Source organism: bacterium (assembly GCA_035505375.1).
Taxonomy (GTDB): Bacteria; Hydrothermota; Tepidihabitantia; order Tepidihabitantales; family Tepidihabitantaceae; genus UBA2258.
The window spans coordinates 22796-31655 of record DATJQV010000048.1; the positions used below are offsets into that span (position 1 = coordinate 22796).

The window sequence follows — 8860 nt, forward strand, 5'->3', positions numbered from 1 at the left end:
GTGTCCAGCTGAGGAATCAGTCGCCTCACTGGAGACTGGGAACTGGAAACTGGTCACTCGCTTCGCGTCCAGTGTTCTACCAGCGACGAGAAGACGTTTACCAGGCTGATGACGTCCTGCCGATTGTGCTCGACGATTGGCTTCAGGAACCCGGCATTTCCGGTGCGCAGGTACTCGTAGTAGAACTCCGGCACGAGTTCTCCGGGCAGATCGGTCTCGCGGGTGATGCCGAGAATCGTCTGCTCGATTGAGCGCAACGAACAGCCTTCTAGCTCGTCGCGCCAGACCCGGCGGCAGAAATGGAGCAGGTCAAAGTGTACCCGCGGCGGCTTGAGCTTGATGCCGTAGTATGCTGAACGGCCGGTAAGGAAAGGAAGGTCAAAGGACTTGCCGTTGTACGTCACCATGACTTTGTGCGCGCCGACCTGCTGGTTTACTTCGGCAAGGAGGGCGAGTTCGTCCGGAAAGTCACGGACGACGTACTGCTCGACAATGATGGTGTTGTCGGGCTTGAGGCGGGCGAGTCCGGCTACTACCAGCGGCTGCCCGGCAAACAGGCCCATGGTTTCAAGGTCAAGAAAGAGGAAATCGGCATCGTCGTGCAGTCCCGAAAGGCCGAGGACCGAGGGATGAGACTTGGAGAGCCGCGTCCCAATGACTTCGCTCAACTCCTCCGTGCTGCCGGCGTCAACCAGCTCGCTGATGCGCTTCGACTCGCCCGAGAAACGTGGGTGGTCTTTGAGGTCGGCGAGGGTCTTGATGCCTTGCTCTTCGAGTCGCGTCCGGGTCTTGCGCCGGATTCCGCGCACGAGGTCGACCGTGCCCAGCAGATTCTGGCGGGTCTGTTCGGCGTTGCCGCGGCGCAGGGCGCCCCGTTCCGTCGCTGAGACGCGATAGCAGGCACCGTAGTCATTCTGAACGACTTCACCCGGCATGACCTTCTCAAACGGCAGACCTTCGTAGTCGCGGCGAAGTTGTTCTCGGAACGCCGCGGCCGTTGCCGGGCGGCCTTCGAAGTCTGGGTCGGGGTCGGGCTCGTATTTGTCCGGGTCGAACGTGCGCACGGGATGATTATGGGCCAGGCCCGGCAGCGGTCAACTGCGGGCGCGGCGGCGGTGTTGCATCAGGTGAGTGAACACATCGGCGACGGTCTTCAACCCCTGGAAGAGGCCGAGGGTGAGACCCGGGTGGTAGTTGACGAATCCGCCGAAGATGATAGCGAGGTGCATCGGCACAATCCGCAAGTAGGGTGCGAACATCACCTGACCAATGTTCCGGCCCCGGGTTTCGGCGTTCCAGTGGAGCGCGAGCGCGGCGAGATCGCTCCCGGCAAATAACGCCGCACCGAAGAAAACGAACGGCACATTCACGTCCACCCGTCCCCGGGTCATCGCCGCTAGTATGAACACGAGATACACGACGTGAAAGAAGCCATAGTGGAGCGTGAAGAAGCCGGCGACCTTCAGCTTCGTGCCGGCGGACGGTGACAGCGGTCCGCCCATCCGAAAGTCGTCGGTCGAGTATTCGCGGAGGGCGAGGATGCGCAGTACGTTGACCGCCCCGATGGCGACGCTCTGTGCCCAGTAAATCATCATGACGGTCTGCAGGCTGAGGTGGTCGCGCGCGGCCCACCAGATCGCGAGGCCGTTCGAGACGAGCAGCGGCAGCAACGAGAGGTCGCGCAGGTTGAGTTGTGCGAGCTTCGTTTCCGGAGTAGGGGTCAGGTCGGACGAGCGCTTCTCGTTGCTGCCCGGCATCAGGTTTCAGACCCGCTTCCACCAGCAGCGCCGCGGACCGAGGGCGGAGACCGCGACTGTGTCAGGTCGGAACCCGGCGGCAGTCACCGGAGCTTCGTCAAGCGGTGGGGATAGCGGGCTGTTCTCAACGAGCAGCACGTTCGCGGCCACGCGTGCAAGTTCGGCCAGCGCGGGTGGAGATAGTTTCTCAAGGATTGAGCCGACGATCGCGAGGTCGGTTGAGCGGTCGGGTAGTGGGATGCGCTCGAGGCTGGCCCGGAGCAGCTTGAAGCGACGAATCTTCTCCAGAACGGCTTTGCGCTCGACGTAGCGGGCAATGGTCTCGTCAGGTTCGACCACGTAGACTCCGGCCGACTTGCGACAGCGATACATGGCGACCATCGTGCCGTCTCCGGCCAGCAGGAACCGGGTCTGCCAGAGCTTGAACCGCCTGGCGACAATCGAGAAGTCCCAGTCCTGCCAGGGCAGCGCGTCGCAGAGTGGCGGAGCCTTGGCGCGGAGCAGTTGGTACGCGAAGGCGTGGACGAGGCGAGATTGGGCGGCCGCAGTGTCAGCCGGGGATGAAGGCTGAAGGATGAAGGATGAATCCGGGAACAGGCGGTGAAGATGGAGGAAGAGGCCGGGGGCATTGTTGAGGGCAATGGCCCAATCGGAGACTACGTCCGAAGTCCAGTGTCCAATGTCCAGGGTCTCCGGTTTCAGGAGCAGGAAGTCGTCGAAGCAAAGGTGGCCGAGTCGAACAAGCGATTGGCAAATGGCGTTCGGCGAATGGCGAACGGCGGCCATGGGCCGCTACTTCTTCTCGACTAGTTCTCTGATTCTCGGGAGCGCCTTGGCAATGTTCTCGACTGAGTTGGCGTAGCTGAAACGCAGGAAGCCGTCCCCGTACTTGCCGAAGCAGGTGCCGGCAAGGCAGGCCACGCCCTTCTCGTCGAGAATGCGGCGGGCAAGGACTTCGCAGTCGATACCGGTGCCTTCGACATTCGGGAACGCGTAGAACGCGCCTTGCGGGAGCTTGCAGCGAAACCCGGGTATCTCGGATAGACCCTTGACGATGAAGTCGCGTCTCTTCTTGAACTCGCCGAGCATCTGGTCGATTTCCGTCCGCGGTCCGGTCAGGGCATCGATGCAGGCGCGCTGGGTGAACGTCGAGGTGCAGGAATTCATGTTGGTCTGGATGCGAGCCAGTTTCTCGGCCATCTGCACCGGCATGATGCCGTAGCCGATGCGCCAGCCGGTCATCGCGAAGGTCTTGGAGAAGCCGTCGAGAATCATCAGCCGCTCGTGGATTTCGGGGAACTGGCTGATGGACTCGAACTTGCCTTCGTAGAGAATCTCGGCATAGATCTCGTCGGCCAAGACCCAGACGTCGTGTTTGAGCGCGGTCTGGGCGATGAGGCGCAGGTCTTCCCGCGTAAGCACGCCGCCGGTCGGGTTCTGGGGCGAGTTGATGACAATGAGTTTGGTGCGCGCGTTGACCTTCGCTGCCAGTTCCTCGGCATCGAGGCGGAAGTCGTGCTCTTCGTGCAGTTGGATGGGCACCGGCGTGCCACCCATGTAGCCGATGAGTGATTCGTAGATGGGAAAACCGGGGTTGGGGTAAATGACCTCGTCGTCTTCTTCGACCAGGGCCATGATGGCAAAGGCCATGACCGGCTTGCCCCCCGGGGTGATGACGACCTGCTCGGGGTTGATGTGAACGCCGCGGAGGTTGCCGGCATACTTCGCGACGGCGGCGCGGAGCTCGGGCAGACCGGCTGACGGGCCGTAGTGGGTGTAGCCCTCGTCGAGCGCCTTCTTGGCAGCCTCGCGGATGTGCCCGGGCGTGTCGAAATCTGGCTCACCGATTTCAAGGTGAACCACATCCATCTTGCATTCGAGAGCCTTGGCGCGGCAGAGGCAGTCGAAAGCGGTCTCGGTTCCGAGCCGGTTCATCCGGTCAGCAAGTCTCATTCTACCCTCCTGCTACTCGGCTGCCGGTTTGGCTTTCTTCGTCACGGGTTTCTTCGGGGCAGCCGGCTTCTTGGCGGCGGGCTTGGCCGCGGCGGCCTTCGGCTTGGCCTTGGCGGCGTGAGCGAATTCGTGGAGTTCCTTTGCCTTGGCCGCGACATGCTCACCCGAGACCTCGAACTCCCACATCAACTCCCAGGGCTGGCCCGACTCCCCGAACCGGTCCTTGACGCCGATAGTTCCGAACGCGACCGGGTGGCCGTAGAGCTCGGGAGCGACGTGCAGGGCGTTCGATACCCAGTTGGCGAGTCCTCCAATCTGGTGTTCCTCGGCGGTCACGATGACGCCGGTCTCGAGCGCCGCCTGCACCAGCGCCTGCGGATTGAACGGCTTCAGCGTGTGCATGTTGATGACCCGGGTCTCGAGGCCGAAGTCTTCTTTGAGAATCCAGGCAGCGCGCATCGCCTCGGGCACCATCGGTCCGCAGGCAACGATGGTCAAGTTCTCATTCTCGTTCGCGTAGTCGCTGGCCAGCTTGACGTCGAACGCGTCGATGAAGTTCGGCTGCTGGCCCCGATAGCGGTAGACGTTTGGCACGCCCCAGACAAAGGGGGTTTCCGGGCGCGTGACGATTGGTGTGGCCTCGCGTGCGAAGCGTAGATACTTCGGGCCCTTGAGGTGAAGCAGCAGCAGCTCAGTGGCGCGCTTGGTTTCGAGCGAGTCGCACGGGACAGCGACCTGCATGTTGGGCAGCCCGCAAATCTGGAACAGGTCTTCCAGCGCCTGATGGGTCGCGCCGTCCGGGCCGACCGAGACACCGCCATGTGCGCCGGCAATCAGGACGTCAAAGTTGCCGTAGCAGACGGTCGTGCGAATCTGGTCGAGGTTGCGGCCGGCCGCGAATACGCCGTAGGTTCCGAACACAGGAAGCTTGCCTTCTTTGGCCAGGCCGCCGGCCAGCGCGGTGCCGGATTGCTCGGCGATGCCGACCGATATCCAGCGCTCGCAGCGCTCGGCGTCGCACTCGAAGAACTTGGAGATGGCAATCGACCCGGAGATGTCGGCGCCGATGGCCACGGTGCGCTTATCCGCGCCGGCTTCAGCCAAAGCGTCGCCAAATCCGATGCGGGTCGCCTTCATCTCGACCTTCATCGTCGGCTGCTTGTTCCAGAAGTAGTCCTTGCTGAACTTGGGCACCTTGGCCATCAACTTGGTCGTGACCTCGGTCTGATAGTCGGCGGCTTTCTTGAGGAGCTTCTCGTGGTCGATACGGAAATCGAGGTTGAGCTGTTTCAGGCCCTCCATCATCTGCTGTCTGTTGGGCGCCTTGCCGTGCCAGCCGGCCTGGTTCTCCATGAAGTTGACGCCCTTGCCCTTGGTCGTATTGGCGATGATGACGGTAGGTTGACCTTTGGTCAAGGCGGCCTTCTCAAACGCCTTCAGAATCTGCTGCATATTGTGGCCGTCAATCTCGGTAACGTTCCAGCCAAAGGCCCGGTACTTGTCGGCAATCGGGTCGATGTTCATCACCTCTTTGACCAGGCCGTCGATCTGGAGACGGTTCTTGTCGAGAATGCAGCAGAGGTTGTCGAGGCCCCACGCGCTGGCTTCCATAGCGGCTTCCCAGATCTGGCCTTCCTGGTGTTCACCGTCGCCGGTCAGGCAGTAGACCCGGTAACTCTTTTTGTCCATCTTGCCGGCCTTGGCCATCCCGACAGCAACCGACAGGCCTTGGCCGAGCGAGCCGGAAGAGACTTCCACGCCCGGCAGCTTCAGCCAGTGGGGATGGCCCTGGAACGGAGAATAGAGCTTGCGCAGCAGTACGACGTCTTCAATCGGGAAGTAGCCGGAGATGCCCAAGCCAAGGTAAAGCGATGGCGCCTTATGGCCCGTCGACCAGATAATCCGGTCGCGGTCCGGCCAGTCCGGATTCTTCGGATCGTGCCGGGCCACTGCCAGGTAGAGGGCGGCGGTGATATCCATTATCGAGAGCGTGCCGCCGGCATGGCCGGACCCGGCCGCACAAAGCGCGACGAGGTCGTAACCGCGCATCATGTTGGCGGCCTGCACCAGCTCGCCCAGGCCCGCGGTCTTGCCTTGGTTGCCGGTCTTTGAGTCAATGATGGGCATGTGAACCTCCGAATCCGCGGTTGGTCATTGGCAATTGGTCATTGGTCATTGCTGCCTCGGGATCTTCTGGTAGTCGTCGTAGAACTTCTTGATGCCGGCATCGGTCAGCGGGTGTTTGGTCATCTTGACGAGGATGTCGTAGGGGATGGTGGCGATGTGGCAGCCGGCGCGGATTGAATCGATGACGTGCAGTGGGTGGCGGATGCTGGCGGAAATCACCTCGGTGTCGAACCCGTAGTCATCTATCATGCCGACGATGTCGTGAATCAGCTCCATCCCGTCAGCCGAGATGTCGTCGAGCCGCCCGACGAAGGGCGAGATGAACGTCGCCCCGGCCCGCGCGGCGAGCAGGGCCTGGTTCATCGAGAAGACGAGCGTGACGTTGGTCTTGATCTCACGTTGGGAAAGGCCGCGCACCGCCTTCAGACCTTCGACCGTCATCGGGATCTTGATGGTTACCTTGGACTGGTCGAGCTTCGCCCAATCCTCGCCCTCTTTGATCATCCCGGCCGCATCGGTCGAGATGGCCTCGACCGAGACCGGGCCGTCGACCGCGCTCAGGATATCCTGGACGCACTCCTTGAACGGCCGGCCGGTCTTACAAACCAGGGATGGATTGGTGGTGACGCCGTCGAGGATGCCCCAACCGGCGACGTCCTTGATTTCCTTGATGTCAGCAGAATCTATGAAGATCTTCAAGTTTGCCTCCCGCCCATCCGGCGTGATGCACTACGCATCATGCATGACGCAGGATGCTGGACATTAGCTGAAATTGAATGATGACTCGGCAATACCGCCTCTGCGGATTGCCAGTATAACAACTCCCGACGGTCAGGCAAGAAGAAGATTCGGACCTTGGATCTGAGCTCGTCGCGCGCCCGCGGAGCCGCGCGCTCGTCCGGCAATCTGCAGAAGCTAGGTGCCCGGGTTGGAGCCGGACTGGTGCTTGTATTCCTCGAACAGCGAGTCGAGGACCTTGTTCCGATGCTTCCAGCGCTGGGCTTCGATCAGGGCATCCAGGCAGTCCCGGCAGCGTCCGATGCCATCCTGGTCGCCGGCCCGTTCGTAGAGCTTCAGGGCCTGCTCAACGCTCGCCTGGGCGAGCTCGTAATCACCCGCGTCAGCGCGAATCAGACCCAGATGGAACAACGCCGGCGCTTCCTCGCCGATGATGTCGCCGGCGTGTGCCGCATCTATCGCCTTGATGAGCCACTGCTTGGCCTCGGATGTCCGGTCCCGGCGCAGGTACATCATGGCAATGTTGTTCAACGCGCTGGCCTCAGTCGTCGCATCCTTGTGCATGTGGCTCTTTGCCGCGCAGCTTTCCAATAGGACCTTGGCCGAGTCGTAGTGCTTCAGGGTCCCTTGGAGTATGCCCAGGTTGCACAACGCTCCTACCTCGCCGGTTGTGTCACCTCTGCTTCGACTCTCGGCAAGAGCTTTCCCCAGCAGCACGGCAGCGCTGTCGTAGTCGCCCAGCACTGAGAATCGGTAGGTTCCCTGCTCTAAGAGGCTGTTCATGACCTTGCCCGGTTTCTTCGATAGCTGGTCAAGCGCCATAGCTGCGTGCATGTAGAATCGGGCTGACTCCGGCATCCTCCAGTCGTCGAATACGTAGCTGATGTTCGTGTAGGCTGCGGCCATCCGGTCGCCGAGGCCCTCCTCCTGCGATATCCGCAAGACCTCGCGATAACAGGTGAGAGCGGAATCATACATGCCCCTGCTGGCGTACCCGTTGCCGACCATGTTCAGACGGCGGCACAGGCCGTTCGCCCTTGTCCACGCCTTGCTGTGGTGAACCAGTTCGTGTCCGTGCCCGGGTCGGCTGAACTCGCGGTCCGCTCTGTGGCTGCTAACCACAAACCAGACTCCGCCTAAGATGACAAATGCGGCGCAGACGGCCACGACGGCGACCCACGGCTTGACTCGCCGCGTCATGCCGGTCGATTCTCCCATACCGGAATTTTAGCACTCGAGCCATGGATGGCAAGCTGTCCGTTGATGCGCCGATCTGTGTGCTCCGTGGCTTGACTTGTGCCAAGGCGTGGGAATAATAGGGCAGTCTGCTGAGGTCCGAATGTTGACCGAAAGAGGAGGTCTGAATGGCTGATGCGAGTGTTGCCCCGGCTGCGGGTACGTCGGACAAGAGCAAGATAGCGGCGTTGCTTCTTTGCATATTCCTCGGCGGTCTTGGTGTGCACCGGTTCTATGTCGGCAAGATTGGAACCGGCATCATCTGGCTCCTGACCGGCGGTGTGTTCGGAATCGGCTGGATTGTGGATATCATCATGATTGCCGTCGACAAGTTCAAGGACAAGCAGGGAAACGTCCTGGCCTGATCGACCGCGTCCCACTTCGTTCGGCCGCTGCCTCGCGCAGCGGCCGCAGCTTTGCAGAGCAGCGCATGGACCTACATGGGCGAATGCATGGCAGCGGGCTACGTTGCGGGCCGCAGCCGTAGCCGGCAGCATCCATTAGCACTTGACCCGAGCCGCGGCGACCGTCGCAGCTCTCCTCGTACTTCTCCAAGAAACTCCACTCGTTGGTCAGGAGGTTACCCGCAGAGTAATCCCGGAAGGAACTCTGACGGGAAAGCCGACTGTAACTCGGCAAGGAACCTGGGATTGAACCCGACTCGTTACCCGGCAAGGAACCGGACAAGGAACTCTACTCGTTGCTCGCGAAGTAGCGGAAGAAGTAGCGGTCGAGGTAACCGTAGAAGTAACCCTCATCGTTCCTCGGGAAGTTGCTCCGGTCGTTACCTCGGAAGCTATGTGCGGAGCTACGGGGGGAGCATAGGAGGGGTTGGGAAGGGAATAGGGGTTAGGGTACTGGGAATAGGGAAGTTAGGACAGAAATTGGCGGTTGGGGGAGTGTGTACCATATTGCAAGCGTGGCGGAAATGCCGTTGAAAGTGAGCGCGGCTAGTGGTTGCGGATGAGTGAGTTAAGTCTGTTTTCTCTGCTGTATTCTCGTGCATGGCTACCTTGCATGAGAAGTCGACCTGCTGTCGAGCGAAGGTG

General features: G+C 61.2%; 8 protein-coding genes. 1 reads left to right on the top strand and 7 read right to left on the bottom strand.

Annotation, left to right across the window (positions count from 1 at the left end; all coding sequences use genetic code 11):
* Positions 1 to 53: 53 nt before the first annotated feature.
* From VMH22_07910 to VMH22_07940, 7 genes are all read right to left on the bottom strand, one after another.
* Positions 54 to 1064, bottom strand: coding sequence for a ribonuclease H-like domain-containing protein (locus VMH22_07910; protein HTW91619.1), 1011 nt, complete (start codon positions 1062 to 1064; stop codon positions 54 to 56).
* A 30-nt stretch (positions 1065 to 1094) separates the two neighbouring features.
* Positions 1095 to 1757, bottom strand: coding sequence for a DUF6498-containing protein (locus VMH22_07915; protein ID HTW91620.1), 663 nt, complete (start codon positions 1755 to 1757; stop codon positions 1095 to 1097).
* Between the two features lie 6 nt (positions 1758 to 1763).
* Positions 1764 to 2543 carry a class I SAM-dependent methyltransferase gene (locus VMH22_07920; protein ID HTW91621.1) on the bottom strand — a complete coding sequence of 260 codons (780 nt, stop codon included), beginning with the start codon at positions 2541 to 2543 and terminating at the stop codon, positions 1764 to 1766.
* A gap of 6 nt (positions 2544 to 2549) precedes the next feature.
* Positions 2550 to 3710, bottom strand: coding sequence for a pyridoxal phosphate-dependent aminotransferase (locus VMH22_07925; GenBank protein ID HTW91622.1), 1161 nt, complete (start codon positions 3708 to 3710; stop codon positions 2550 to 2552).
* A 12-nt stretch (positions 3711 to 3722) separates the two neighbouring features.
* Positions 3723 to 5837, bottom strand: coding sequence for a transketolase (locus tag VMH22_07930; GenBank protein HTW91623.1), 2115 nt, complete (start codon positions 5835 to 5837; stop codon positions 3723 to 3725).
* Between the two features lie 45 nt (positions 5838 to 5882).
* Positions 5883 to 6536 carry a fructose-6-phosphate aldolase gene (fsa, locus tag VMH22_07935; protein ID HTW91624.1) on the bottom strand — a complete coding sequence of 218 codons (654 nt, stop codon included), beginning with the start codon at positions 6534 to 6536 and terminating at the stop codon, positions 5883 to 5885.
* A gap of 216 nt (positions 6537 to 6752) precedes the next feature.
* Positions 6753 to 7793, bottom strand: a complete 1041-nt coding sequence (locus VMH22_07940) for a tetratricopeptide repeat protein (GenBank protein HTW91625.1) — start codon at positions 7791 to 7793, stop codon at positions 6753 to 6755.
* Positions 7794 to 7939: 146 nt separating this feature from the next.
* On the opposite strand from VMH22_07940, the gene VMH22_07945 reads away from it, so the two are divergent.
* Positions 7940 to 8176 (top strand): TM2 domain-containing protein, encoded by a 237-nt coding sequence (locus VMH22_07945; protein HTW91626.1) that lies wholly within the window; start codon positions 7940 to 7942, stop codon positions 8174 to 8176.
* Positions 8177 to 8860: the final 684 nt, after the last annotated feature.

Excerpts from the sequence above, each read along its gene's own strand:
- VMH22_07915 (HTW91620.1), bottom strand. The coding sequence starts at position 1,757 with ATGCCGGGCAGCAACGAGAAGCGCTCGTCCGACCTGACCCCTACTCCG.
- VMH22_07920 (HTW91621.1), bottom strand. The coding sequence starts at position 2,543 with ATGGCCGCCGTTCGCCATTCGCCGAACGCCATTTGCCAATCGCTTGTT.
- VMH22_07925 (HTW91622.1), bottom strand. The coding sequence starts at position 3,710 with ATGAGACTTGCTGACCGGATGAACCGGCTCGGAACCGAGACCGCTTTC.
- VMH22_07930 (HTW91623.1), bottom strand. The coding sequence starts at position 5,837 with ATGCCCATCATTGACTCAAAGACCGGCAACCAAGGCAAGACCGCGGGC.
- VMH22_07940 (HTW91625.1), bottom strand. The coding sequence starts at position 7,793 with ATGGGAGAATCGACCGGCATGACGCGGCGAGTCAAGCCGTGGGTCGCC.
- VMH22_07945 (HTW91626.1), top strand. The coding sequence starts at position 7,940 with ATGGCTGATGCGAGTGTTGCCCCGGCTGCGGGTACGTCGGACAAGAGC.